At 45.0% G+C, this 26,976-nt stretch carries 23 protein-coding genes; 10 read left to right on the top strand and 13 right to left on the bottom strand.

Translation table 11 applies throughout. The features are described from left to right. Positions 1-63: 63 nt before the first annotated feature. Complete coding sequence (gbpA, locus tag R7O03_RS02605; RefSeq protein WP_318131420.1) at positions 64-1,527, top strand: N-acetylglucosamine-binding protein GbpA; 1,464 nt, start codon at positions 64-66, stop codon at positions 1,525-1,527. Between the two features lie 52 nt (positions 1,528-1,579). Here gbpA and R7O03_RS02600 read toward each other — a convergent pair whose 3' ends face one another. Then, the gene (locus R7O03_RS02600) at positions 1,580-2,452 is read right to left on the bottom strand and encodes a patatin family protein (RefSeq protein WP_213907546.1); all 873 of its coding nucleotides are present in this window, start codon (positions 2,450-2,452) and stop codon (positions 1,580-1,582) included. Positions 2,453-2,642: 190 nt separating this feature from the next. Then, on the bottom strand, positions 2,643-3,284 hold the full coding sequence (locus tag R7O03_RS02595; protein WP_005374889.1) for a MarC family protein: 642 nt from the start codon (positions 3,282-3,284) through the stop codon (positions 2,643-2,645). Between the two features lie 195 nt (positions 3,285-3,479). On the opposite strand from R7O03_RS02595, the gene nfsA reads away from it, so the two are divergent. After that, positions 3,480-4,202, top strand: coding sequence for an oxygen-insensitive NADPH nitroreductase (gene nfsA, locus R7O03_RS02590; RefSeq protein WP_005384597.1), 723 nt, complete (start codon positions 3,480-3,482; stop codon positions 4,200-4,202). Between the two features lie 69 nt (positions 4,203-4,271). On the opposite strand, the gene R7O03_RS02585 is transcribed toward nfsA, so the two are convergent. After that, on the bottom strand, positions 4,272-5,165 hold the full coding sequence (locus tag R7O03_RS02585; RefSeq protein WP_031780904.1) for a hypothetical protein: 894 nt from the start codon (positions 5,163-5,165) through the stop codon (positions 4,272-4,274). Positions 5,166-5,623: 458 nt separating this feature from the next. Between R7O03_RS02585 and R7O03_RS02580 the strand changes: the two genes are divergently transcribed. From R7O03_RS02580 to R7O03_RS02570, 3 genes are all read left to right on the top strand, one after another. After that, on the top strand, positions 5,624-6,742 hold the full coding sequence (locus R7O03_RS02580; protein ID WP_318131419.1) for a polysaccharide export protein: 1,119 nt from the start codon (positions 5,624-5,626) through the stop codon (positions 6,740-6,742). Positions 6,743-6,871: 129 nt separating this feature from the next. Further along, on the top strand, positions 6,872-7,312 hold the full coding sequence (locus R7O03_RS02575; protein ID WP_031780905.1) for a phosphotyrosine protein phosphatase: 441 nt from the start codon (positions 6,872-6,874) through the stop codon (positions 7,310-7,312). A gap of 51 nt (positions 7,313-7,363) precedes the next feature. Then, positions 7,364-9,532 carry a polysaccharide biosynthesis tyrosine autokinase gene (locus tag R7O03_RS02570; RefSeq protein WP_005374875.1) on the top strand — a complete coding sequence of 723 codons (2,169 nt, stop codon included), beginning with the start codon at positions 7,364-7,366 and terminating at the stop codon, positions 9,530-9,532. Positions 9,533-9,597: 65 nt separating this feature from the next. On the opposite strand, the gene R7O03_RS02565 is transcribed toward R7O03_RS02570, so the two are convergent. After that, on the bottom strand, positions 9,598-9,969 hold the full coding sequence (locus tag R7O03_RS02565) for a hypothetical protein (RefSeq protein ID WP_017634450.1): 372 nt from the start codon (positions 9,967-9,969) through the stop codon (positions 9,598-9,600). A gap of 7 nt (positions 9,970-9,976) precedes the next feature. Further along, the gene (locus tag R7O03_RS02560; protein ID WP_005374871.1) at positions 9,977-10,285 is read right to left on the bottom strand and encodes a monooxygenase; all 309 of its coding nucleotides are present in this window, start codon (positions 10,283-10,285) and stop codon (positions 9,977-9,979) included. A 109-nt stretch (positions 10,286-10,394) separates the two neighbouring features. On the opposite strand from R7O03_RS02560, the gene R7O03_RS02555 reads away from it, so the two are divergent. The 3 genes from R7O03_RS02555 to R7O03_RS02545 all read left to right on the top strand — a co-directional run bounded on the left by R7O03_RS02555 (position 10,395) and on the right by R7O03_RS02545 (position 14,525). Next, positions 10,395-11,285, top strand: a complete 891-nt coding sequence (locus R7O03_RS02555; RefSeq protein ID WP_213891067.1) for a LysR family transcriptional regulator — start codon at positions 10,395-10,397, stop codon at positions 11,283-11,285. Between the two features lie 280 nt (positions 11,286-11,565). Next, complete coding sequence (locus R7O03_RS02550) at positions 11,566-12,831, top strand: DUF1835 domain-containing protein (RefSeq protein WP_262668671.1); 1,266 nt, start codon at positions 11,566-11,568, stop codon at positions 12,829-12,831. Positions 12,832-13,220: 389 nt separating this feature from the next. After that, positions 13,221-14,525, top strand: a complete 1,305-nt coding sequence (locus tag R7O03_RS02545) for a dicarboxylate/amino acid:cation symporter (RefSeq protein WP_238966368.1) — start codon at positions 13,221-13,223, stop codon at positions 14,523-14,525. 95 nt (positions 14,526-14,620) lie between these two features. Here the strand turns inward: R7O03_RS02545 and R7O03_RS02540 are convergent, their stop codons facing one another. The 4 genes from R7O03_RS02540 to R7O03_RS02525 all read right to left on the bottom strand — a co-directional run bounded on the left by R7O03_RS02540 (position 14,621) and on the right by R7O03_RS02525 (position 17,571). Continuing rightward, positions 14,621-14,995, bottom strand: coding sequence for a YkvA family protein (locus R7O03_RS02540; protein ID WP_009698021.1), 375 nt, complete (start codon positions 14,993-14,995; stop codon positions 14,621-14,623). Positions 14,996-15,232: 237 nt separating this feature from the next. After that, positions 15,233-16,357, bottom strand: a complete 1,125-nt coding sequence (locus R7O03_RS02535) for a M20 family metallopeptidase (RefSeq protein ID WP_285385302.1) — start codon at positions 16,355-16,357, stop codon at positions 15,233-15,235. A 9-nt stretch (positions 16,358-16,366) separates the two neighbouring features. Next, on the bottom strand, positions 16,367-16,834 hold the full coding sequence (locus tag R7O03_RS02530; RefSeq protein WP_005374849.1) for a YjiG family protein: 468 nt from the start codon (positions 16,832-16,834) through the stop codon (positions 16,367-16,369). Next, entirely contained in the window at positions 16,834-17,571 is a 738-nt protein-coding gene (locus tag R7O03_RS02525; protein ID WP_151515275.1) for a nucleoside recognition domain-containing protein, read from the bottom strand. The genes R7O03_RS02530 and R7O03_RS02525 overlap by 1 nt, the downstream gene beginning before the upstream one ends. 448 nt (positions 17,572-18,019) lie before the next feature. Here R7O03_RS02525 and R7O03_RS02520 point away from each other — a divergent pair, with 448 nt between their 5' ends. Further along, the gene (locus tag R7O03_RS02520) at positions 18,020-18,307 is read left to right on the top strand and encodes a hypothetical protein (RefSeq protein WP_213893605.1); all 288 of its coding nucleotides are present in this window, start codon (positions 18,020-18,022) and stop codon (positions 18,305-18,307) included. A 96-nt stretch (positions 18,308-18,403) separates the two neighbouring features. Then, entirely contained in the window at positions 18,404-19,120 is a 717-nt protein-coding gene (locus R7O03_RS02515) for a DsbA family protein (protein WP_005374842.1), read from the top strand. 69 nt (positions 19,121-19,189) lie between these two features. Here R7O03_RS02515 and R7O03_RS02510 read toward each other — a convergent pair whose 3' ends face one another. The 4 genes from R7O03_RS02510 to malQ all read right to left on the bottom strand — a co-directional run bounded on the left by R7O03_RS02510 (position 19,190) and on the right by malQ (position 26,916). After that, a complete protein-coding gene (locus tag R7O03_RS02510; protein WP_318131416.1) occupies positions 19,190-21,250 on the bottom strand; it encodes an alpha-amylase in 2,061 nt (686 codons plus the stop codon). Positions 21,251-21,430: 180 nt separating this feature from the next. Beyond that, on the bottom strand, positions 21,431-22,108 hold the full coding sequence (gene mtgA / locus R7O03_RS02505) for a monofunctional biosynthetic peptidoglycan transglycosylase (protein ID WP_318131414.1): 678 nt from the start codon (positions 22,106-22,108) through the stop codon (positions 21,431-21,433). A 151-nt stretch (positions 22,109-22,259) separates the two neighbouring features. Beyond that, entirely contained in the window at positions 22,260-24,452 is a 2,193-nt protein-coding gene (gene glgB, locus R7O03_RS02500; RefSeq protein WP_395233640.1) for a 1,4-alpha-glucan branching protein GlgB, read from the bottom strand. 283 nt (positions 24,453-24,735) lie between these two features. After that, positions 24,736-26,916 carry a 4-alpha-glucanotransferase gene (gene malQ / locus R7O03_RS02495; protein ID WP_213875820.1) on the bottom strand — a complete coding sequence of 727 codons (2,181 nt, stop codon included), beginning with the start codon at positions 26,914-26,916 and terminating at the stop codon, positions 24,736-24,738. Positions 26,917-26,976: the final 60 nt, after the last annotated feature.

Genomic DNA, 26,976 nt, shown 5'->3' with positions numbered 1-26,976 from the left:
GCTTTATGCTCAGCATGCGCCGGGGTGTGACACTAGTTTGTCAGCCATAACAGAGGACATGTGATGAAATCATTTCCAACCAAATCCGTACTCGCGTTAGCACTTGCAAGCATTAGCTCAGGTGCTGCGGCTCACGGTTATGTATCAGAAACCAATGGTGGTGTCGCTGCAAGTCGCTCGGCACTATGTAAGTATCCAACGCCAGATACTAACGAAAAAAATAATAACTGCGGTGCGATTCAATATGAACCGCAAAGCGTTGAAGGCCCTGATGGCTTTCCCGAAACAGGGCCTCGCGATGGTAAAATAGCGAGTGCCGAAACCGCTTTAGCAGCTGCCCTTGATGAGCAAACTGCCGACCGTTGGGTAAAACGCCCTATTCAAGCAGGTACACAAACTTTTGAATGGACATTTACCGCTAACCACGTGACGCGCGACTGGAAATATTACATCACCAAGCCTGATTGGAACCCAAACGCTTCACTATCACGAGACTCTTTTGATCTAACTCCTTTCTGTGTCGTCGACGGCAATATGGTTCAACCCCCGAAACAGGTAAGCCATCAATGTAATGTGCCTACTCGCGAGGGATACCATGTCATCCTGGCAGTATGGGATGTTGGCGACACTGCAGCCTCATTTTATAACGTGATCGATGTGAAATTTGATGGTGACAGTCCCGTTATTCCAGATTGGAAGCAAGGCGGTCAAATTATTCCTACAATGGATTTAAATATTGGGGATTCGGTTTATACGCGCGTATTTGATCAAGCAGGTGAAAACGTGGCGTATAGAACTGAACTAGAAATTACCGATGCAGCAATAGGCCAAGCTAAAAACTGGTCTTACGCACTCGCGACTAAGCTAAACCAAGAACAAGCAAAACTGCAAGCTGGGCAGTATGCAGAGGATAAATTCACTCCTGTTTATGGTACTAATCCGGTGTATCTGCAAGCAAATAGCGGCCTTAAGCGAGTAGAGATCGGCTATAACATTGAAACTCCTGTTCCAGAATACTCACTCACAGTAGATGGCTTAGCAGACGAATATATCATTGAGTCAACACCGACAACGTTGGATCTGACACTAACTGCTGAAGGCGATTTAAATGCAGAACTCACCGTTTACAACCACCATCGCGAACCACTTGCAAGTTGGGCAAACGAAATGAAAGACGGCTCGGTAGAAGCGATATCGCTCGCTTTAAGTAAATCGGAGCCGGGTCACCATATGCTCGTAACACGTATTAAGGATAAAGATGGCAACTTGGTGGATCAGCAAACACTCGACTTTCACTTAAAAGAAGAGTCAGTTACTCCACCACCATCTGGTGAGTACGATTTTGTCTTCCCTGAAGGACTATCTAGCTACACTGCGGGCACAAAAGTGCTTGCCAGCGACGGGGGCATTTATCAATGTAAACCTTTCCCATATTCTGGTTACTGTATGCAGTGGAAAGAAAGCGCAAATCATTACGAGCCTGGAATAGGTTCACACTGGGAGATGGCTTGGGATAAAGTCAACTAAATCACCCTTTGAACGTTACGCAAAAGAGCCTCACTATGAGGCTCTTTTATAATCAAATGCAAAAATGACAATTTTCCCGATCTAAACCATGAACACCAGATAAACTAGTGAGATGCGCTCGCCCCTCAATCAGTCCCATTTCATACCCTTCTAGTAAAACGGATTGTCGCATTGATAAGCGCTGAACATGAAAATTATCTGGTGGGGCAATCACCCTAACATGTGTTCCTGGTGGAGGGTTACGAATAAACTCTAATGATTGATTATAGTTATCTGCACGTCTTAACATCGCATCCGCCATTTTGGGGTGCTCCGCAAAAAGTTTCTTCATCAGCCATGTGGTCTTAACTGGCTTTTTGGCATAATTCAGTGGGTGAGAGAGTACTACGGTTATGTCGCGAGCCCCTCGACGATAAGCCTCACGCACTGGGATAGAATCAGCGACCCCACCATCGGTATAACAACCGCCAGAAAAACAAGGGGTATGCTTGTAGGCAATCGGTAATGCTGTTGTCGCTTCAATCGCATGGTGAAAATTATCACGTGTCACGCGGTAATAATCTGCCTGCCCTGTATCTACATTTGTTGTCGCTGCGAGAAAAGGAACGCCATTAAACAGTTTATTTTCATCGACGGGATACAAGCGATTAGATTCTTCAAACAGCCACTTCACATCGATGAGGTCCCCACCTTTAACGAAGCGAGTTGGGTCAAAAAAGCGTTTGCTTGTGGCCAGCTTAGTAATGACGTTAATACTGCGATGCGGGTAGTCGGTCAAATACCCAATCAAATTTGATGCACCAGCAGATACACCGATTGCAAAATCAAACGGTTTATAACTCTGCTCTAAAAACGCATCTAACACTCCGCTTGCGAAGACGCCTCGCATCGCGCCACCTTCTACTACAATTGCTTTTGTTGCCATATTTCCCCCATTCTCCTTGCCAAAAGAGTAATGAAATTCGTGCAATCACAACAATTGAATATTCTTATTATTGAAATAGGTGAAGTCTATTTATTTCTCTCTTAGAAAATGAAAACTAAAGTTCAAAAAATCCGTACCCGTTAGAAATGTAATTGCGGGCTTAACCAAGGTGGCAAGGTCTAAGAGAAATCTAGGAGAAAACCGTTTTATAGGCTTCGCCCGCGCCATCAATGAACATTTGAGTACCAATAACCGCTAGAATTAAGCCCATCATTTTAGTCACAACATTTAGAGCACTTGGTCCAACCGCTTTGACCAATTTGTCTCCAAATAAAAACAGTACATAGGTGATCACACAAAGGACAGCGAAAGAAACGATAGTAATAATGGTTTGATCGAAACCACCCGCTGTCGCAAAGTTCATCGCGGTAGCAATCGTTCCAGGCCCAGCTAATATTGGCATCGCCAGTGGAGACACTGCAATACTCAATGCCGCCCGTTGCTGAGCTGGTGAATACGCCTTCTCTTTGGTTTTCTGATGCGTCGAATCACCTTGAAGCATGTTAAAACCTATCAAAAACACCAAAATACCGCCTGTTATTCGCAATGCATAAAGCGTGATACCAAACAAATCAAAAATTAACTTACCGGCAATAGAAAATATCGCGATGATAATAAATGCAATAAAAACCGAGCGAAGCGCAATGGAACGGATGGTTTCTTTATCTTCATCAGCAGTTAAACTCAAAAAGATGGGAATATTGGCGATAGGGTTCATGATGGCAAAGAAGCCCATAAACACCGTAACTGTATGAACAATGAGTTCTTTCATATTTTCCACTGCATTTAAATTATTGATTCTAAAAACAGTATATACGCTCTCAAACAGAACGAGTGGTGTATTCTCGATTCGCCTTCACACTTATGCGCCAAGCATTGTTTTTCTTTTGAGATAGTTTACCGACTCATCAAATGTCGCTAAGGTGAGTCTTCAGCCTTTACACGTAACAGGGGATGTTAAGTCACCATGAACAGCACGATTCAAACAATTCTCAATCACCGCTCAATTCGAAAATTCACCTCACAACCGATTGAGAGCGAACAATTAGATGCCATTCTTCAAGCCGGCCTTGCGGCGTCCTCATCAAGCATGTTGCAAGTCGTTTCAATTATCCGCGTGACCGACAAAGAAAAACGTACGCTATTAGCTCAATATGCCGGAAATCAAGGGTACGTTGAAAGCGCGGCTGAGTTTTTGGTGTTTTGTATTGATTACCAGCGCCACGCCAGTATCAACCCAGATGTTCAAGCTGATTTTACCGAGTTAACGCTAATAGGCGCTGTAGACTCGGGCATCATGGCACAAAATTGCTTGCTTGCGGCGGAGTCGATGGGACTAGGAGGTGTGTATATTGGTGGTTTACGAAACAATGCCCAAAAAGTAGACGAATTATTAGGTTTACCTAAAAATACCGCCATTTTATTTGGTATGTGTCTTGGTCATCCAGATCAAGCCCCTGAAGTAAAACCTCGCCTACCTAAGCATGTCGTGGTGCATGAAAATCAGTATCAAGACCTAAACTTGGATGATATTCAGACGTATGACCAAACTATGCAAAACTACTATGCAAACCGTTCGAGCAATCAAAAACAGAGTACTTGGTCGCAAGAAGTCACCAGTAAACTGGCTGGCGAATCACGTCCGCATATCCTGCCTTACTTAAACAGAAAAGGGCTCACTAAAAGGTGATGACTACAATACGATAGGATCAAAAAAGGCCTCTGAAGAGGCCTTTAGAATTTATCAGCAAAAACTTGCTTAGTTACCGCCTGTCGCGCCAGTGCCTGGACCCGGTGGATCTTCAGGTTCAATTGGCTCACCGACTTCCGCATCTGGAATTTGTGGTACGTCAGGTTCGATATCTTCTAATGGAATGTCGTTATCGATAGCCTCTTGTACATCTGCAACAACTTTCTGAGTATCTTCAGCTGGAATCGTTACGTAGATAACATCTCCTGAATCATTCTCAGGATAATTTGGGTTCGCCGCGATTACATCTTCTGTGATTGCTTTTGCAGCAACAGCTACAGCTTCAGGCGAAGCTGTTGGGTTCGCTTTGATGATATCTGATACAACGTTTGCTGTTGCAACTAGCTGAGTAGCAAGTGCGCTGTTACCACCCTCACTGCCAAGTCCTGCTACTACAGATTCTGTATCACGAAGGATTTCGTCAACTGTTTTACCACTTGCATTGATATCTATACCCAAATTCTCGAATACTTTTTCAGCGATATCAGAAGAGTATACTTCACCATCTTTTAAAGAGTTAGCAACCAAAGTCGTAAATGGAGAGCCTGTTACCAATGAATCCGCCTGGGCTAGGCCTTGAGGGATTTTGTAGTCAGATGTAATAGGTTTGCCATTTGACGCGTCTTTACTATCTTCTGTGTGCGTTAATACGAAAGCACAATCACCTGGCGCATTTACAACGTTGATATTTTCAAAACGCGCTTTACCAACCATACCTTCATAGTTTGTTGTATTTTCAATCGCGTCGTATGTCTCACCACCACATACTGCTTGAACTTTCATGCCGATAACAGCTGGGTCATAAGCCTGAACTGAGTATCTTTTTACCTCAGGGTCGCTGTCACTACCACAACCTGCTAGTAGGACTGCTGCCACACTTGCCGTTAAAAGTTTGATTTTCAAAATTAGCTCCAATATTTGTTGTTATATCCGACCGCAACAGGAAGCATAACGGCAGTTGCATATAGTGTAAATAGGATGCATACAACTTTGGCATGAGTTTTTTCACATTCTTGCCTGTTTGCTTGTGCAAAATCATGCATTCATCTCAATAACGTTAAATAGACACAATTTTGTCATGTATTCGTCAGTATTTTTTCAAGTAACTTGTTGCCTTTATTGCAACCAGATGGATAATAGTTGACTATTTTTTGTGGGTCGGATTTTCACACCTTCATTAATGAAACTAAGAGCTCTAAGTCGCTAGCAGCCATTTGGAGTGTTTATTACACAAATAATTCTGAATGGACTCGCTTTCTAAAGGCTTAAAACTGCAGTAAATCATCAATATTGATGAAATGCAGTTCAATTAGAATGAATCAATTTCAGTCGGCAAACTTTCTTTCGGTAGTTATAAACCAATGAACACATTTAATAAATTTTTGGGGATATCAGTACTTCCTATCCTTCTTACAGGGTGTACTTTGCCTGGTAGCCACCTTTCGGTCAGTGACAAAACAGTCATGAGCACTGAATCGAGTGATATAGAGTCTCAGGTTACCGTTTATCCCTTAACTTTGGAGCGCGTAACGTCTTTAAATTCAGTGGACCCTTTTTCAAAACCAAACCCAGAGTTAGATATTGAAATCGCAAAATATGAATACGAAGTAGGACCTGGCGATATCCTAAATATCACTATTTGGGATCACCCAGAGCTAACGATCCCAGCGGGCTCATACCGAAGCTCAGCCGAAGCGGGTAACTGGGTGCATTCGGATGGCACGATCTTCTACCCTTACATAGGTGTCGTACATGTTGAAGGCAAAAACGTACGTCAGATTCGTGCAGACATTGCAAGCCGCCTTGCAAAATACATTGAGAGCCCACAGGTCGATGTAAGCGTTGCGGCATTTCGCTCTAAAAAGACTTATGTAACTGGCGAAGTTAACAAGCCAGGACAACAACCAATTACAAACATCCCCCTTACACTTCTAGATGCTGTGAATAGAGCTGGCGGACTGGCTGCCGAGGCTGATTGGCGTAATGCGACACTGACACGCAATGGCGTTGTTGAAAACGTTTCTTTGTATGCTCTGATGCAACAAGGCGATTTAACTCAAAACCGCCTTCTAAAGGCTGGCGATATTGTTCATATTCCTCGAAACGATGCGCAAAAAGTATTTGTTATGGGCGAGGTTAACGATCCGAAATTACTCAAAATTGATCGTAGCGGCATGAGCCTTACTGAGGCTCTTAGCAGCGTTGGTGGTATCAGTGAAATCTCCGCAGATGCTACCGGTGTGTTTGTCATCAGACGTTCAAAAGAAGAAGCTAAAATGGCGGACATTTATCAGCTAGATGTTTCTGACGCTTCTGCTTTGGTGATTGGTACTGAGTTTGATCTCAACCCTTACGACATAGTCTATGTGACGGCTGCACCTGTTAGTCGTTGGAATCGTGTGATTGCTCAGCTCGTTCCAACCATTTCCGGCTTTAATGAACTAACTGAAGGTGTACTACGAGTACGCACTTGGCCGTAAAACAACGTGCCGCAAGAAAATTATCTCTTGCGGCACGTAATCGATAGCTACTCAGCTCAATTGCGCAATATAAAGAAGCCAGCAATTTAGTTGAGATCATAAGCATACAACTTAAAGTAGGGTAAGCATTTGTTTTCTAATATTCTTGTCGTCTGTGTTGGTAATATTTGCCGCTCTCCAACAGGAGAGCGGCTTTTGCAGTCTTTACTACCAAACAAACATGTCGCATCAGCAGGAATCGCAGTAGATAAGAGCCATCTAACGGGAAAAGCTGCTGACGAGATGGCAACCACTATCGCGAACGAACATAGCGTAAGCTTAGATGGACACGAAGCACGACAATTAACACCTGAGCTTTGCGCTCAATACGATCTGATATTGGTTATGGAAAAAGGTCATTTAGAAGCCTTAACCAAAATCGCTCCTGAGGCACGAGGTAAAACGATGCTGTTTGGACAGTGGATAAATGAACAAAACATCCCTGATCCATACAGACAAAGTAGAGAAGCTTTCGAACATGCATATACGCTTATAGAAAAAGCAGCAAAAGCGTGGTCTCAAAAACTATAAGCCGTAAGGCTAAATAAACGCCAATGGCAAGGTATTTAAGAAGTTAAAGTAATGACAACACAAACTATTAAGCAATCACGTCAAGCCGACGATGAGATCGATTTGGGAAAGTTATTTGGGATCATTCTCGATGCCAAATGGCTCATTCTATGTACCGTAGTCCTATTTTCGATTATAGGCGTCGGCGTTGCCATTCTATCAACACCTATCTATAAAGCTGACGCTCTTATCCAAATCGAAAGTAAGAGTTCAGGTGGTATTTCAGCGATGGTTGGTGATATGGGAGAGCTGTTTTCAGCAGAATCATCAGCGACAACAGAAATAGAGATCATCAAATCTCGTATGATCTTGGGCGGTACTGTTGATAAGTTCAACTTAACGACTGTCGTTTCTCCAAACTACATGCCAATTATTGGTAAAGGCCTAGCTCGACTACAAGGTGAGCAAATCAGTCTGAGCGTTTCACGATTTAATGCTCCTTCTTACGCAGTTGGCGTTCCTTTAACTCTTGAAGTTATTGATTCTGAAAAACAGACGTTCAGGCTCTTAGAAGATGACAATAACGTCATTCTAGAAGGTAAAGTTGGTGAACTGCTTGAGAAGAATGGATACCAGTTTTTGGCGACTGAGCTTGTGGCTCAAACTGGTGACTCATTCACGGTCAGCAAAATCAGTAAATTAGATGCAATTAATAAACTTCAAGAAAACTTATCGATTAGCGAACGTGGTAAGCAAACCGGGATTATATCTTTAAGCTTCTCTGGTGAAGACCGCGCTAAGATTCAAGATATCTTGAACGACATTAGCCAAAACTACTTCTTACAAAACGTTCAAAGAAATTCTGCAGAGGCAGAGCAAAGCCTCGAGTTCTTGAAAGGTCACCTCCCAGACATCAAAACAAAACTGACCGCTTCTGAAGACGTTTTAAATCGGTTCCGTCAAGAAAATGAATCTATCGACTTAGGCCTTGAAGCTCAGTCAACGCTGAAAGTAATGGTTGAGTTAGAAGCACAGCTAAATGAGCTTACATTCAAAGAAAGTGAGATCAGCCAACGCTTCACACAGGATCACCCAGCTTATAAGTCGCTACTTGATAAACGTGAAACACTATTAAAAGAGAAAGAACGTCTTAATAAACAAGTTCAAAAGTTACCGAAAACACAGCGTGAAGTTCTACGTATGACACGCGATGTAGAAGTAAACCAACAAATCTACATCCAACTATTGAACAAGGTTCAAGAGCTCAACATTATTAAAGCCGGAACAGTTGGCAACGTTCGAATCTTAGATAACGCTCAATCTTTCTCTAAGCCAATTAAGCCGAAAAAAGCGCTTATCGTTGTGCTAGCAACACTGCTTGGCGGTATGGCAGGCGTTGCTTTCGTATTAATTCGTGCAGCATTCCACCGTGGTGTGGAAACACCAGATCAAATTGAACAGATTGGCATGCCAGTTTACGCAAGCGTTCCAAAATCTATTCAACAACTGGAATTTGCAAACAAGCTTAAGCGCAACAAAGGCAGCAACAATGAGCTAGTCCTTCTAGCGGAAGCTAACCCAGCCGATCTTTCCATTGAGGCTCTACGTAGTCTTCGCACTAGCTTGCACTTTGCAATGATGGAAGCGAAGAATAACGTTCTTATGATTTCAGGTCCTGCACCATCTATCGGCAAAACATTTGTATCGACCAACTTTGCGGCCGTCGCTGCGAAAACCGGTCAGAAAGTGCTGCTTATTGATGCGGATATGCGTAAAGGTTATTTGCAGCAATGCTTCGGTCTACGTTGGGACAACGGTCTTTCTGATTACTTGAGCGGTAAGACATCCCTTAGCAACATCATTAAATCTACATCCATTGATAATTTAGATGTTGTGACTCGCGGCCAAGTACCACCAAATCCGTCAGAACTTCTTATGCACCCTCGCTTCAAGAGCTTTGTTGACGAGATGTCTGCACAATACGATCTAGTCATCATCGATACACCGCCTGTACTCGCAGTTACCGACCCAAGCATTGTTGGCGCGCTTGCAGGAACAACTCTGATGGTCGCTCGTTTTGATCAAACGACTTTGAAGGAGATTGAAGTCGCGCAAGGTCGCTTCGAGCAATCAGGCGTTGAAGTTAAAGGTGTGATTCTCAATGCAGTTGAGAAAAAGGCATCTAACTCATACGGCTATGGATACGGCTACTATAACTACGCGTACAAAAGCGAATCATAAGTTGAATTTAGATCGCTAATTAAACCAAATATGACAAAGCCCTGCTAGAAACAGCAGGGCTTTTTCTATTGCACTCTTAATTGCTTGTACGTAATCAAACTAAGCAAGACAAAGAATATTGGGTCACTCCAACCAAAACCGACAAATACTCCGATAATGCCGGCATAGGTAGTAATCACTGCCCCTAAGCCATTAGTAATCAATAATGCTTTAAACAGCTGTTTCGCAGTATGCCCTGATTCCACATTACGTAACATCAAACTCACCGCTGCGATTCCACCTAAAAAGATCGAAGTATGCTGCGATAAAAACAGCGCGTACTGGTCGTTAATTTGTACTCCATACATCGGCCACATTATGGTTGGTACAAAAAACAACGCAAAAGCGAATACCGTATATACGACACCATGAACGGTTAGAAAAGTGCGGTTGGTCATCATCTCCTTATCCTCTAATAGGCCCTTGATTGAGCGTCGTTAACGGCACATTGATATCGAAAATTTGACCTCGTACTTCGACTACGCCCATTTTTCGTAAGCGTGCGGCATGCATTTCGAGATAAGCTTGCGCCGTGGCTTCATCTTCAAAAAGATAGATACCACCACCGAGTTTGTCTTTTTCGCTTTCCGTCCAGATTTTCCAAATCATGCCCGGCTCTTGGTTAATCGACTTAGCTAAGTCGACCAGAGCATTCGACATCTCGTCACCAAACGGACCATGAAATTCAAAATCAACTTGCAATAATTTCGCCATCTTGAGTCTCCTCTTCTTATTGACTCGTTTTCGATGACAAGATTATTACCTTTATAAAACTGACAGAAAAGTTCATAATTTCGCCATTAACTGTCTAAAAAATTGACTCATGAGACTAAAAACGACCTTAGAACAATGGCAAACGCTACAAGCGATTAATCAAGAAGGCAGCATTCAATCCGCAGCTTTACTGCTCAACAAGAGCCATACCACATTGATCTACTCGGTGAGGAAGTTAGAAGACCAACTTGGTATTCAACTTATCGAAGTACGAGGGCGCAAAGCGGGTTTGACAGAGCACGGCAAAACCATACTGCGTCGTGCACAATCCATGCTTGAACAAGCGCGGGAACTAGAAGTCATCAGCGAGCAGTTAAAAAGTGGGGTGGAATCTCAAATCACGGTCGCAGTAGATCATCTTTGTGACCCTTGTTGGCTTTATGCACCACTCAGTCAATTTTTGGAGGACAACAACACGACCTCCGTTCAAGTGGTTGAAACGTCACTGAGCAAAACAACCGAAATGGTCGTAAATGAGCTCGCTGACATCGCAATCATCAACTTACCGATAACCAACTACCCTGCCGAAGCATTTGGCGTAACAACCATGCTGCCTGTAATCGCAGCACACCATCCACTCGCTAAAAAGCCGCATGTTTCCATCGACGATTTTGCAACCACCAGCCAAATTGTCATCCGTGACTTAGGTGATTCAGACAAAACGAAAAGAGATGTCGGTTGGTTACGCGCACGTCAGCGTATTACCGTCGATAACTTCGACCACGCTTTTCACGCCGTAGAGCAAGGCGCTGGATTTTGTCGGCTACCAGCGCACTTAGTCGCAGCCCGCAAGAGCGATAAAATTAAAGTATTGGAGATCGAACACTCCCATCAATATCAAGTTGCGCTGCACCTCACTTTGCCCAAAGGAGCCAAAAGTGGTCCTGCGACTCAAGCGCTTTATCGTACTTTACTCAAAAGTGTAGAAACTCGAGTCTAGCAACAGTGGTATTGAGTTGAATCGCTAGTGTTATCGGCTATTGATTCTCCCTAAATATAGAGAAACGGCCATTTTGTGACGCTACACTCTCACAAAAGGTTGCACGAAGGATAGCGACCACCTACTATCACTCTGCTCATGCCTAAAGCACCCAACACTCGCGGAAAGAACTCGATTCACGGCAATATCCTCACCTGCTTGGTTTAGCAGGCACAATCTGTTTTTACCTTCTTTTTAGCTTCTATATAGGCGAGTGTGGAAGAAATAAGAAAGGTGAAATATGAACTCTACAAATAGCTTCTCGATCAATATCAATCAGCAAAAATCCATTGCTAAAAAAAGGCTCAAAGCTATCCGCCTATACGATGACGCCACGTTGGAGTTAGTTAAGCGATTTCACTCCAAACCAGAATCTTTGGCTCCCAATACAATTCAATTGGCTGACGTTCAACATGCACTCGCAAGAGAACTGGGCTTATCCAGTTGGAGTAAACTAAAAGCTCATGTCGAAGAGCTAGAAGCGCACAAACTAGCCATCAAAGAACAAAAACCGCCCCTAGATGCAAAAGTAAAAACGCTACACGTTCGTTGTGGCCACGACATTCAACAACAACTTAAAGCCAGCGGATTTGAAGGGACATTTTTAGCCCTGATCGATCCGCTTTGTATTGGCCCCATACCAGCAACACCACAGAACTTCCTTGCCATTCGTGCCCAATATGTCGTAGAGACTCTGCTGCCTGTGATGAAGCGTGAAGACTCGGTTCAAGATATAGTCACATTGGAACAATCAAACCTCGATCTGTTGCAAAGTGATGTATTTGAACGAATCGTCTTTTGGGTCGAACATGACAGTTATGATCAATTGATGCTAATTCGTGCTCTAACACAGTTAGAGAATGTAGAGAATAAAGTGATAGAGATCATTGAGTTGAACCAGTTCCCGGGCACTGAACGATTCATCGGCTTTGGGCAGTTGCCTGAAGAAGCTATTCGTTCTTGTTGGCGATATCGTAAACCCGTATCTGCTAAGTTATTGAGCCAAGCAAAGCAGTGTTGGCAAGCAGTGTCATGTTCCTCACCAAAAGCTATCGTCAGTTTGATAGAGCAACATCAACTGGATTGCTTACCCAATATACTCGACGTGCTTAAACGCCATTTGCAAGAGTTACCTAATTCACAAACTGGATTGAGCTTGACACAACACCTCGCACTAAAGGTTTTGAGCTCGCAAAATCGTTCAATTCCCATCAAAGATTGGTTTGAACAATATCAACAACTAGAACCTCTTCCTTACCTAGGAGACGTGATGTTTTACGCGTTACTCCTCCCTCTAGCACAGTGTCAAACACCTTTGATCACGATTGAGTCACGTGAAAGGCACTGGTGGGAACAAAGCGTCCGTATCACTGAGGCTGGCAAGCAGTGTTTGGAAGGCTTAATACGAGCGAAACAATGCTATTGGGTTGGAGGGATTAAAAATACCAGTCAAAGTTATTGGAGCTGGGATCACCTCCAACTAACTACACTTGCCAACCATCATTGAGTTGACAAATATGAAAGCATAAAGGGTTCGTTGGCTCTGATGAACACTCAATACTAAATTATCCCTAAAGAAGCGACCGCTAGTCTGAATACAGCTTAAATAGTTATGCAGAAATGCATCCACTCAAAGAGAGTATGCACTCTATCTCTTATTAGAATTTATTGTAAATCCTCTTTGTTATCGGTTGTATATTCGATAAAAGTGTTAAAATACAAACTTTTTATCCAGCCAATTCGTTAATATTTGGTTAAAATTCCATTTTTATTAGTGATAAAGTTCACATCTATTAACCATTTAGAGGATTATTCTTTCGTATTTTCTCACTCCGCTGCTAATCTGCTCGCCGCTTTGAAGTGAACTCAAGGTGCATAACTATAAGGAGTGTTCTCATGAATACCAAGAAACCGATGTCGCTCACCAGCCGCGTAATTTTAGGTATGGTAGCGGGTATCTTGACAGGATTTGCAATTCGCACACTTTTTGCCGACAACGGATTTGTCGACGCATACATTGTTAATGGATTATTCGAAGTTGGTGGACAGATCTTCGTTGCCAGCTTAAAAATGCTTGTTGTACCGCTAGTATTTGTTTCGCTAGTTTGTGGTACCAGCTCTCTAAAAGACCTCTCTACACTGGGTCGCATGGGTGGTAAAACCCTTGCTTTCTACGTAGCAACAACCGCTATCGCAATCACACTTGCTCTAACCATGGGTACGCTATTCCAGCCGGGTGCTGGTGCAGACCTAACGGCAGCAAGTTCATTCAAATCAGCAGAAGCGCCATCTTTGGGTCAGGTGATCATTGATATGTTCCCGACTAACCCAATCAGCGCAATGGCAGAAGGTAAAACCCTGCAAGTTATCGTGTTCGCCGTCCTATTCGGTATCGCGATCAGTGCAGCAGGTAAGCCAGGCGAGCGTATCGCAGCATTCTTCTCTGATCTGAATGAAGTGATCATGAAACTGGTCGCGATTTTGATGAACTTGGCGCCTTATGGGGTGTTCTTCTTAATGGCGAAGCTATTTACTGGTCTTGGTCTGGGCGCGATCGTCAATCTGGCAGAGTACTTCTTAGTACTGGCTGGTACGCTTGTCCTACACGGTCTAGTTACTTACAGCTTAATGTTAAAAGGTTTCACAGGTCTAAACCCAATTACGTTCCTACGTAAGATGGAAGACGCGATCATGTTTGCTTTTTCTACAGCATCATCGAACGCGACGATTCCAGTGACAATGGAAACAGCAAAGCACCGCATGGGTGTTGAGAACCGTGTATCATCGTTCACAGTACCACTTGGTGCAACCGTGAACATGGACGGTACGGCGATCATGCAAGGCGTAGCAACTGCGTTTATTGCTCAAGCTTTCAATATTGATTTAACTATGGGCGATTACCTAATGGTTATCATGACGGCAACTCTGGCGTCTATCGGTACCGCAGGTGTCCCTGGTGTGGGTCTAGTAATGTTGGCAATGGTATTGAACCAAGTAGGTCTGCCTCTAGAGGGCATTGCACTTATAATGGGTGTTGACCGTCTTCTTGATATGATTCGTACCGCGGTAAACATCACTGGAGACAGTGCAGTAACCGTCATCGTTGCGAAATCAGAAGGTGCATTGGATGAAGCTCGCTTCAACGACCCAATGGCAGGCGTAGCCGAAGAAGAAGTGCACCTGAAGCGCACGGAAGCATAAACCCTTCCAAACTCAATTATCCTGTCTAAATGAAAGCCCCGATGGAAACATCGGGGCTTTTGTTTTATCTGGAATCTAAAGAATAGGTAATAACCCTACTCCGTCATCGAACTCAGTTTTTCTCTCGCTTGTTCTTCATGCTCGTCGGTGATGGCATTGCCGACCGAGTTCGCCGCTAGAGTCAACGCTGCCATGTCATCGGTAAAGCCGACACCTGCTAACACGTCTGGCACCATATCTGTTGGTAGGACGAAGTAAGCCAACGCACCACCTAAGATTGCCTTGTGGCGAACAGAGGTGTTGGAATCTGCCATCGCGAGCCATGATTTAATGCCCATAACAGCAATCTCTTCGCCTGCTTTCTTGACGGAATTTTTCATTTTACGCCAGAAGGTTTTCTCATCTGGCGCTTGCATCGTTTGGTCTAAGACGTCATCGGACGCCGAATTTACAGACATGCTTGTGGTCATCGTGCCTCCTAAATTTATGACTGTGGCATAGATATTATGACCATGAACCTGAACGTAGGATTAATAGCGCGTAATGATAATGAAGGAAGGAAACAAAATGGCTAGATAAAAAATCCCCAAACCGAAGTCCGGGGATTATTGCTTTGGAGACAAAAAGTCTTGGAAATCAAAAGTCTTAGAAACCAAATGGTTTTGAAACCAACAGCTTTGGGAACCAAGCTTTAGAAGCAGAATGCCTTATTGAGCAATCTTCTCCAGTACACGCATCAGCATTTTGATACGTGGTTCAATAGACTCAAGCAACAAGTACTCTTGATCACTGTGGAAGCCTGCACCGATAGGCCCTAGACCATCCAAAGTTGGAACGCCAAGAATCGCCGTGTTGTTTGCATCAGAGCCGCCACCCACTTCCTTCCAATTGATGTCGATCGCCAGTTCACTTGCCGCTTCTTCAACTAGCATCATCAGGCTTTCTGTTTGTGGGCTTGGCACCATAGAAGGCTTATAAGCTTCACGAACCAATTCGATACTCACACCATCAACGAACGGTGTTTCCAGCGTACCGTTTAGCTTGCTGTCGACATCATCGTATTCTTCGTTGCTCCAGAAACGCACATCCACGATCGCTTCAGCGTGCTTAGGGACGATGTTCGCACCGTTACCGCCAGAAACAATACCGACATTCAGCGTGGTACCAGATTCAAAGTTGGTCATTGCGTTGACTGCGAGAATCCAATTCGCCATCTCAGTGATTGCGCTGCGACCATTTTCTGGCTCGTTACCTGCGTGAGCTGCAACGCCATTAAAGGTCATTTTGTAGCGAGCCATGCCTTTGCGCGCTTTCACTAAACCGCCGTCTGCACGTGCTGCTTCTGCAACCAGTACATTCTTTGCGTTTTTCGCTACTGATTGAATCCAATCCACAGAGTCCAGAGAACCCGTTTCTTCATCTGGGTTCATGCAGATAGCGATAGACAGCTTATCCAACACCGCTTGGTCTAGATTGCGCATCGCGTATACGATGTTCAGCAAGCCAGATTTCATGTCCGAGACGCCCGGACCGTAAGCTTTCTCTGCATCTTGAGACATTGGACGAAGCTCAGCAGTACCCACAGGGAACACGGTATCCATATGACCAATCAGCATCACATCGATTTGCTCAGCTTCCGGCTTATTTCGAACTTCGAGACCGATGCCCGCTCTGCCACAGTCGATGCGTTTTACGCTCCAATCTGACATCGCTTGGTACTTCTCTTCAAATTGAGAAGCGATAAACTCGATACCATCAGTAGTGTAAGTGCCACAATCCACATTAATTAGGGGACGTAGCTCTTCTAGATATTCATTTAGAGAGAATTGCATGACTCACTCCTAGACAAACAGATTCATCACCAGCATTGCGCCAAACGCGTTCAATACTGAGATTGCAATCATAACTGGGATGTAACGACCTTCAGTACCAATTGGCCCCATGATACGACCCATGTACTGAACTTGAGAGCCCATTAGGTAGATAGCAGGCGCAAGAATCGCAATGTGCGTGCCGTTCAGGATACCTTGGTCAAACAGCGTAATCACTACGCCAACCGCACCGCCCATCGACATCCAAGCACCGATCAATACCGCTGCTGCTTCACCCGGCAGACCAAACACCGCCATGATTGGAGAAAACACCGTGCCCATCAGATCCAACGCGCCAGTGATTTGAAGCGCTTTGATGATAACGAACGCCATCAATACGTTAGGCACCGTAGAGGTAGTCGCAATTACCCAGCCTTTCTTAGCACCCTCGACGAAAATATCCGTCACCATTGGTTTTTTCGCTTTAACGTCACCCATTATGCCGTCTCCTCTTTTAAGTTCTCTGATTTGTTTTGGTCTTGCTTGTCTTCTTTACCTTCCGTCATGTTCAGGTAGATACGGAACAGGTTCGCGCCGATGATCTTAAATGCGAACATCACCACAACTGCTAAACCAATAGAAGACGTTACTGCTAGAGAGCCGTCAGCCATCGTCAGTGTGAACAGCACAGCACCCGATGAGAAGAAGTTCACGATGGTTGCACCTGCAGTGAACTGGAACATGGTAAACACGTCCGTTTCACGCTTAGTTAGGTGACCTTCATCTTTTAGCTGACGCGTCATTGCCGCACCTGCATCGGTACTTTGTAGAGAAGCAATTAAAGCCAGACCAGAGTTACCAGGGATGCCCATTAGAGGACGTAGAAGAGGAGTAAGAAGCTTACGAGCTGCTTCAAGTGCACCGTAGTGCTCAAGTACGTTGATCATACCTAAGGCGAACATAACAGTTGGAATCAAAGTAAGTGCGAAAATGAAACCGTCGCGAGCACCGCTACCACCAGTACCGCGAAGCGACGTTGTTGCAACTTGCACACCGTCAGCCGTTTCGGTGACACCATACGCCACCTTGCCGAAAGAGCCATTGAGCGTTGTAAAATCGAATACACCGTACCATTCGTTGGATTGCATCAGACCAGAAAAGAACACAACCGCAAACGCCAGAGCAACGTAGCACCCCAGTGTAACTTTACGCTCAGTTTGAACAGGAATTTTCATAACATTACCTACACATGTGGAACTTAACACATATGTTCACCTGAATAATGTGCTAGAGAGATGATCAAAATCAATCCGCCTGCCGAACATTATCGCGACTCAGTTATGAAGTTTTGTTTTATGATTTCAATCACAATTGAAATATAATAAAAGTTTGTTCTAACAATTAGGTATTTTAATCTATATCGATAGCTCACGACTTCTTCATCAACTCAACAAATGATTCTGACGAATATTGCTTTCTACAACATTCATGACGTACTTCATACTTTGGCATTGAGGCAATATCGATTAACTCGAAAGTAACATTCAGCCACGAAATTTAGGTTAGGATGGTCCGGTCATATGTAAACGGCATAAACCAGAATTAACAGGACTATACGACCCATTGTTACGCTCACAACCTAAAATAGCCAAGTGGACACTCGCCCTCGTGTTTTGGGTGGTGATGGTATGTTTAAGCCAAAACTCCGGCTTCTCGAAAAGCTGCCCTAAGGCTCACCAAATACAGAGTCAGCTAGATGAAAGCGTGAATTTATCACCATCTTGCGACCTTTCAGAGAAGCTGGTTCAAGCGTACCAACACCAGTTTGATCATATTCTTATTCCATTTTTTCTGTTTGCTTTGATTGTGGCGCTGCCGATGGCATCCACAACAATTCGTTATCTGGAATACACAGAACCGATACGGGAAAAGTATCGGGTTCACCTAAAACTTTGCGTGTTTAGAGAATAAAGCCAGCAAGGCGAGAGACCTTTCTGCCTGACTTTTGTACATATTTTATTCACTTCACATAACAAACAACGAAATTTAAAAGTTTTAGGAAATATTATGACATTCACTCGTACACTTTTGGCGTTAACGATGGCTATCGTACCTGCCGTATCTTTCGCATCAGAAAAGACCGCAGAACAAAAGCTAGAGGAAGTTACTCAGATACTAAAAGAAAACCCTCAAATTCTTGATTCATTGCACCAAAACCTTCAAGAGTACATTGCGTATCAACAGTCATTTGGCGACACCTTGAAGGAGGTTCGTCAATATCTAAGTGATGGCAAACATTCCTCTTTTGGTGCTGAAAACCCTGAGTTAACCATTATTAACGTAACAGACTACAGCTGCCCTTTTTGTAAACGTTTAGAAGGAGAGCTGGTCAAAGTTGGTAAGGAATATCCGCAGGTAAAAGTGCTTAACCTCAATGTCTCTTTTAAAGAACAATACGAGAAAAACGGCTACAACTCGGCAAGTTACGCATTAAATGTTTGGCAAAACCAGCGAGATAAGTACGAACAAGTGCATGAGTTATTGGTGAAAAAACCGGGCGCACATGACGCACGTTCCTTAAATCAAATCGCGAAAAAAACGGGGACAGAAGCACAGCTTGTCGACGACAAAGAGACCAAGGCGTTGCTTGATAAAAACTATCAGTATTTCACGCAACTTGGTTTACGCGGCACGCCCGCGTTGATCATTAATGATCAAGTCATTCCTGGCTATGTGCCGTTTGACGAGCTAGAAAAAGTCATCGACCAAGAACTGGCGAACTAATACAACAAAGCCCTTCCCTGATAACTCAAGGAAGGGCTTTTTCTATCTAGGCTTAAAACGAAGTTCTAACTACTTATCGCGACCCACAAACGCCACAACGACTTTGTCATTGCCAAGCGAGCGAGAGAACACGTACGCGCCTTCTTGTTCAATTACTTGATGCTGACCCGCACCAATCGCTGGGTGCGCTTTACGGAACTGACCAAGAGTTTGCCAGTGTTTGAGCAGCGCTTGCTTCTCATTAGATAGCTTCCATACCATGTCAGAACGAGTGCCTTGGTGGAAATCGTCCGCGTAAGGACCAATGTTACGACCAACTTCATCACCATAATAAACCTGAACAGCACCAGGACTCAGAAGCAGTGCATTCGCGGCGTTACGCTGCATACCGTAATCTTTGAAGCGAGAGAAGAACAGCTCGGTATCGTGAGAAGACATGTAGCTCACTGGGTTGAAGTCTTTCTCATTGGCGATAGTATCTGCGTAACTTTGGTAGGTGTCTGCCATTTGGCTGAAACACGCCGCGCCTTTATCTAATTTCTTCTGCATGTCGAAGTTAATCAACGCATCAAAACCATCGTCAAAGTAAGGGCTGCGATAAGCGGTATGTCCCCATACTTCACCCATCATCCAGAATGGCTGACCTGACTTACCGTTCTCTTTACGCCACTGCTCAAGACTGCTTGAAGCCTCTTCTTTCAAGCGTTTCCACACATCGCCTTCAACGTGCTTCACCGTATCAACACGGTAACCATCAATACCAAAGCGTTTCACCCAATCAGTTTGCCACTCAATTAGGTAGTCCGAGACGGTGTAATTGTCACGCGCCTCTACGCGAGTACCAGGGTTATCCAATAGCCACTGCGCAGGCTTCACGGCTTTGTCTGATTCGGTGATAAAGTCAGGCAAACCCGCCAATGACATGGTGATATCACTGCTGCCCGGAGCTGGGTATCCCGGTAGACCTGTTCTTACCCAGTCACCGCCCCACCATTTCGCCCAGTTTGGACTCTGGTAATCAATATTCTGGTGATAGCTATGCCAATTTTCACCCGCTTTTGGTTGCCAGTCACCCCACTTATTCGGTAAATCAGCGTTTGGTTTTAACACCTCAATACCGTCAAATTGCAAATCGGCTAACGTTGAGTAACCGGTGTGGTTGATTACTGCGTCCATCAAGACTTTAAGGCCACGTTTGTGTGCCTCTTCCACCAGCTTTTTCAGATCAGCTTCGTTACCGAAGTTCTCATCAATCTTGGTAAAGTCACGCGTCCAGTAACCGTGGTAAGCGTAGAATGGGAATGAGCCGCTATCGCCGCCGCCAACAAAGCCGTGCACTTGTTCAACGATTGGCGACAACCAAATCGCATCTGTACCTAGGCTCTTGATGTAATCTAGCTTTTCGATCACGCCTTTTAGATCACCGCCGTGGAAGGTGCCGATCTCTTCTTTGCCGTCTTTCTTGCGTCCATAGCTGTTGTCATTGCTCGTATCAGCATTCTTGAAACGGTCGACCATCACGAAGTAAATGTTGGCATTGCGATAATCAAACGATACTGCTTCTTTGGTTTTCTTCACTGGCTCTAGTAGCACCAACCCGCCTGAATCTTTGCTTGGCGTCAGCGATACTTGCTGATCTTTTACTTCGACCATCTGCCCAGAGTAAGCATCACGCAACTTGGTGCCATCGGGGAAACTGTCACCCAGCGCAATGGTGACTTCGCCGCCTTGATAAACCTCACATTGCACTTGTGGGATTGGGCGTTTGAATTCTGTCTTGGCGGCTTTCTTAGGTTCACGCTTGAAGCGCAATGTTTTCGCTTCCGCATCAAAAGCAAAAGAGTAATCGCCAGTAAAGCGGATTTTTAATGGCAGTTCTATTGGCTTTCCACAGTTCAGCGCGATAGGTTTGTTGAATTTGACCTTTTGACCGTCAGGCGCGACACAGTCGCCTTCAACACCCGTGATTTTGAGCGTATAGCCATCTTTGGTTAATGGCACAACCAAAGGCTGCTCTGCACTTAACGGAAAGTCACGGCTGTTGGTCGTGGTAGAAATGGTGATGTTTGGCTCGGCGATGGCACTTGCCGATGCAAGCAATAAGGTAGTCGTAATCAGATTCAGTTTCATCGTTCAGTCCATTGGTTGCGCATAGGCGCAGTATTCGTGTTGTATTTTTATTCACACTAATAGTAAATGGATGAAAAACTGAGCACATCATTCTGAAAGGCTACGCCCTAAAGCTTGTGACGCTTCACATTTTATTGATATAGGGGCGTAGTTCTATTTAAGTGCAATAGATTGAGGGAGTTAAAGTTGCACGCTGCCAAGATTGCTCATTTGATTCATCGCCCATCTTGTGCGGCGAGCAGTGTACTCACTTTGTGGGTAGACTTTGATTCGATATGGGTTTGGCAACACCACGGCTAAACGCGCTGCTTGCCACTTCGAGAGTTGCTTTGCACTGACACCAAAGTAATTCTGCGCCGCTGCTTCGGCTCCGTAAATACCGGGACCAAATTCAACCACATTTAGATACACTTCTAGAATACGCTCTTTACTCCACATCAGCTCCATCAGTAAGGCAAAGTAAAGCTCGTAAGCCTTGCGAACGTAGGAGTGAGAAGGAAACAAAAACACATTTTTCGCAGCCTGTTGGGTAATAGTGCTCGCGCCTCTCGACGGACCATTATCACCAGCCTCGGAAATCACGTCGAATAGCGATTCGAAATCGACACCATAATGATGAGGGAATTTTTGATCTTCGGTCGCAATCACCGCTAACTGCATATTTTTTGAAATGCGCGACAAGGATACCCATTCTTGTTGACTATTGTCTGGATAGTTCTTTGGTGGCGCAACAATGCGGCTTAACTTCCATCCCCATATTGGTGGATCGACATATTTCACCAAACCAACCAAAACGACTGGGGCGATCAGCAATATCAACACCATTTTAAATAGAAATGACTTAAGCCTTTTCAACATGTGTAGTTCCCCAATGCATTAGCGATTGATGATAAACAAACCCGTGAGCTTGCCTGATTCAATCAAGAACAACAAGTTTTAGAGGTAAAAAATAGGTCAAAAAAAGCCCGATTTACAATGTAAAACGGGCTTAGAATTTGATTAGACTAAATTATTTGTGCAGCTTGTAGAACACGGTTGAAAGTGGAGGCAAACGAAGCTCAAGTGATTGAGGCAGTGATTCACTTTCAACTTTTTCCGTTTTCACACTGGTCAGCACTTTAAAATCGCTGCCGCCGTATTTGCTATCGTCTGTATTCAGTAGCAGTTCGTATTGACCTGCATTTGGAACGCCTAAACGAAAGCGCTCGTGTGGTACGGGCGTAAAGTTGGTGATGATCAGAATACGCTCACCTTCTTTACTAATACGCTCGTGCGCTAGGATGCTCGCATCCGCTTCGTCTTGTAGACGCCACTCAAAACCAGCAGGAACACAATCTTGATCGTGCATCGCCGCTTCATTTCGGTACAAGTGGTTCAAATCTCGCATCAGCTTTTGGACACCTTGATGACGCTCATATTCCAGTAAGAACCATTGCAACTGATCATCGTGGTTCCACTCCGCCGTTTGGCCAATTTCCGCGCCCATAAAGTTCAGCTTTTTGCCCGGTTGACCATACATATAACCGTAGTATGCTCGTAGGTTTGCGGTTTGCTGCCATTCATCACCTGGCATCTTGTTATGGATAGAGCCTTTTCCGTACACCACCTCATCGTGAGAGAGAGACAAGACGTAGTTTTCGCTGTGCGCATAAACCAGCGGGAAGGTGATGGTATTGTGGTGGTATTTGCGGTGAACAGGATCTTCTTTGATGTATGAAAGACTGTCGTGCATCCACCCCATATTCCACTTGAAGCCAAAACCTAAACCACCCATAAAGGTTGGCGCAGACACCCCCGGAAACGCCGTTGACTCTTCCGCAATCGTCATCGCATTCGGGAAGTGCTTGTACACTTCTTCGTTCATCCATTTTAAGGTTGCGATTGCGTCGTAGTTTTCGTTGCCACCATCGACGTTTGGTACCCACTGGTCGTGGCTACGTGAGTAGTCGAGGTAAAGCATCGATGCGACTGCGTCCACGCGAATGCCATCAATATGGAATTGTTCAAACCAGTACAGCGCATTCGATACAAGGAAGCGACGCACATGTTCACGGCCTAAATCATAGATGTATGAGTTCCAATCTTGGTGCCAACCGCGACGCGGATCTGGATCATGGAACAGAGGCGTACCATCAAAGTTCGCTAAACCATGATCATCCGATGGGAAATGCGCCGGAACCCAATCCAGCACCACACCGATACCAGCTTGGTGACACGCATCCACGAAGAATTTGAAATCATCAGGTGAGCCGTAACGGCTAGTTGGCGCAAATAAGCCAACGGGTTGATAGCCCCATGAACCATAGAATGGATGCTCAGACACAGGCATCAGCTCAACGTGGGTGTAGCCCATATCCACAAGGTATGGCACCAACTGCTCCGCGAGTTCGCGGTAGTTGAGGAAATCACCGTTCTCGTCGCGCTTCCATGATCCAGCATGCAGCTCATAAAACGATAACGCTTCATCACGCTTTTGTGTCACTGCGCGGTTTTGCCATTTCGCATCTTGCCATTGGTAACGCTTGTGATCGTAGGTGATGGATGCGAACGATGGGTATTGCTCAGAGTAGAAACCCCAAGGGTCTTGTTTGTGTGGCAGCCCTTCCCCATTTGGCCCTTTTAGCTCAAATTTGTACTGAACGCCTTCTTCTAAGCCAGGAATAAATAGGCCCCAGATACCGTAGTCTAGGCGTTGCATTGGATGACGACGGCCATCCCATTGGTTGAAGCAACCCACAAGGCTAACAGCAGATGCATGTGGTGCATAAACAAGGAAACGCACACCAGAGATGTTTTCACCGCCACGTTCTAGCGTGACAAAGTGTGCGCCCATGTAGTGATACATGTCTTTTGGCGTATGCAGATGCTCGTACTCTTGGTAGATATTGTGGTACTGGTACGGGTCATCAATAATTTGTTCAACACCATTCCAATCGACCGCTAAACGGTAGTGGGTCAGGTGTAAATCGCGTTGCTCTTTTAAGACGAAACCGCTGTCGCCATCACGCTCAAGCGCCACGCGAGGTTCACCATTAACAAGCAGTTCAACCTTGTTTGCGCCCGGCATCCAAACTCTCAGCGAAGCTTCGTCGTCAATGAATGGACCCAGCGCCGCAAATGGATCTGAGTAAGCCGCCTCAGCAAGCAGTTCGTATGCGCGTTCGTGTTGTTTCTTTATTTTCTTGGTTTTGGTGGTTTTCAAATCTTTCTCCCTAGAGCCAACATCCTTTTCAAGACCAGAGATCTGAATCAAACATCGGTTTCTCCACAGCCAACGTTGTGAACTCACAAAAAGACTCCGCTTCTCACGTTCGTTGCGTAAACGGCGTCAAAATACAAAAATGCCCGCTATTGTCGCGGGCATAATAACGGTACTTCATCCTAACGGATTGTGTTTTAGGAATGAGTGACCTAGACGGAACTTTCGTACCTCTGAGCTAACAAAATTGGTAATCAGCTCGTCCATCTACGCCACTCTAGGCATCTTACTTACTCGCCTGTACACGAACTTCAGTAAGGCGTTTAGAAATACGATTCACATCTTCACGGCTGAAGATTTCATCTAGGTTCATCGACAATTTACGACGCCAGTTTGGATACTCATCCACCGTGCCAGGAATGTTGACCGGTTGATCCATTTCTAGCCAGTCTTCAAGCTGAACGCTAAGCAGTGCAGAATCACCCGCGGCTACGTGCAGTTGCAGCGCTTCGCTTAGGTATGAATCCATTGGCACGTACTGAGCATCATGACCAATGCCTTCTGGCAGATAGCCATGCCAGCGAACGCTGTCTAGAATGCCTTGTTTGCACTTCAAGCGGTCAGCGAATAGGCCTTCCAACTGCTGTTCATCAGGGTACAGGCCAATCTCACGCCCCATCTTCAAGTCATCACAGTGCCAGAAACCGCGTAGTGTTGGCATATCGTGCGTACACAGTGCAGCCATAGACTGCTCAGCGTAGTGCTTCGGAGAAATAAAGCCACCGTCGTCTTTTGATGTTTCGAAGAAGAAGACTTTGTACGAATGCACACCCGCATCACGAAGGATATCAACGATTTCATCAGGTACAGTACCCAAGTCTTCACCGATTACAGAACACTGATGACGGTGAGATTCCAACGCTAGGATTGCTAGCATGTCTTCAACTGGGTAGTACAGGTATGCGCCTTCTGTCGCTTTCTCGCCTTTTGGAATCCACCAAAGGCGAAGCAGGCCAAGTACGTGGTCGATACGCAATGCACCACAATGCTTCATGTTAGCACGTAGCAATTTGATGTAAGCGTCGTAGCCAGTCGCTTCTAAAACCTGAGGGTTAAGCGGAGGCAGACCCCAGTTTTGGCCTAGTGGACCAAGTACATCTGGTGGTGCACCGATGCTTGCATCCAATACTAGCGCGCCTTCATCAGCCCATGTTTCACTACCAGAATCAGCAACACCAACCGCAAGGTCACGGTACAAGCCCACAGCCATGCCTTTTTCTTCGGCTAGCGCTTGCGCTTCTTTGATTTGATCGTCTGCGATCCATTGCAGGTACATGTACAAGTGAACACGATCTTGGTTGTCCTTAATGTACTTCTGAGTACCAGCTGCGTCGAATGTGCGGTATTTCTCAGGGAATACTGGCCAGCCCCACATGTTTGCATCTTCTGCATGTAAATCAGCATGAAGTGCATCGAATGAAGCTTGGTGTAGCAAGCTGTCGCCGCCTTTTTCAACAAAGTCCAAGAAGGCACGAGCGCGATCGGTGTTTTTGTCTAAATGGCGAGCTTTAAACTCACTGAATAGCAGCGGAAGAACGCTCATTTTTAGTTGCGAAACTTCGGTGTAATTCACCCAATGAGAGTCTCGCGCTTTTTGTAAACGTTGTTGGAACTCTGCACTACCGACACGTTGTTGTGCTTCTGCACTTAGCGCGAACTCAGGTACAGAGCTTACGTCGATGTACATGATGTTCAACCAACGACGAGAAGACGGGCTGTATGGGCTTGCCCCTTCTGGATTCGCAGGGAACAGCGAGTGAATAGGGTTCAAGCCAATGAAGTCACCGCCACGAGAGGCAATATCACTCACCAGTTGTTTTAGGTCGCCAAAATCACCGATGCCCCAGTTATGCTGAGTACGCAGTGTGTAAAGCTGGATACTAGGACCCCATAGCTTTTTGTGTTGGTTTAGATCGTCTTGTTTGAAACACGCTTTCGGCGTAATGATCAATGACATCTCGTAAGGTGTTTTACGACGCTTACGACTGATGATCAGTTTGTGATAACCCCAAGCCAAGTTCTTTGGCAATGCAAACACTAGAGGGCCACCCTCAGCACGCTCATCACGAACAATTTGGGACTGAAGATAGCCTTCAAGTACCTCTCCTTGTTCTGTTTCTAAACGCCAGCTGAATTCACTCTCACGAGCACTCGTACCTAGGTTTAGTTCCACTTCGACTGGTTCGCCGTCGCGTAAAACAAGAACAGGGGCTAGTACGTCTTTTTTATGTTTCTTTTCAGCAGAAGCCAGTAGTTTTTCATCACTGCTAGTATCGTAGCCAAGCGAAGCGAGCAAGCGGCGTAGCGTCTCCTCAGACACTTTCGCCTCATCTCCCCAAGCACTGACATAGCTATCAGCCAATCTCGCCATTTCCGCGACTTTCTTTAATGCTGTTTGTTCTTTCATCGCTTTCTCCGAAGGTAATACCAACACCTTCCATGTAGGGTTTTATTGTTATCAATAACT

Origin of the sequence: Vibrio sp. Vb2960, from assembly GCF_033337665.1 — a bacterium.
Classification (GTDB): domain Bacteria; phylum Pseudomonadota; class Gammaproteobacteria; order Enterobacterales; family Vibrionaceae; genus Vibrio; species Vibrio alginolyticus.
The sequence above is the reverse complement of the archived record's forward strand: the minus strand, read 5'-3'. Positions and strand labels throughout refer to the sequence as shown.